General features: G+C 71.2%; 1 pseudogene. It reads right to left on the bottom strand.

What is annotated here, in order from left to right:
* Positions 1–93 precede the first annotated feature (93 nt).
* Positions 94–260, bottom strand: a pseudogene (locus BZY54_RS54540) (D-beta-D-heptose 1-phosphate adenosyltransferase); the annotation flags it as partial.

Genomic DNA, 260 nt, shown 5'->3' with positions numbered 1-260 from the left:
CGCGCTCGCCGGTGGCCCGGACGACCTCGCCGCGGTCCAGGCAGGGGACCTCGTAGGTGCGGTCCAGGGACGGGTTGGGGGTGACGGTGACGATCATGCGCGTACTACTTCCGTGCCGCCACGCTCGATGACGGCGGCATCCTCGGGGCTCAACCCGCTGTCGGTGATCAGCAGGTCCACGTCGCTCAGGCCACCGAAGCGGGCGAAATGCTCCTGGCCGTGCTTGGTGGAGTCGGCGAGCAGCACCACGCGGCGGGCGG

The sequence above is a fragment of the Streptomyces carpinensis genome (genome assembly GCF_002154505.1).
In the GTDB taxonomy this organism is placed as follows: Bacteria; Actinomycetota; Actinomycetes; order Streptomycetales; family Streptomycetaceae; genus Streptomyces; species Streptomyces carpinensis.
This window is presented reverse-complemented; position numbering and strand designations above follow the sequence as displayed.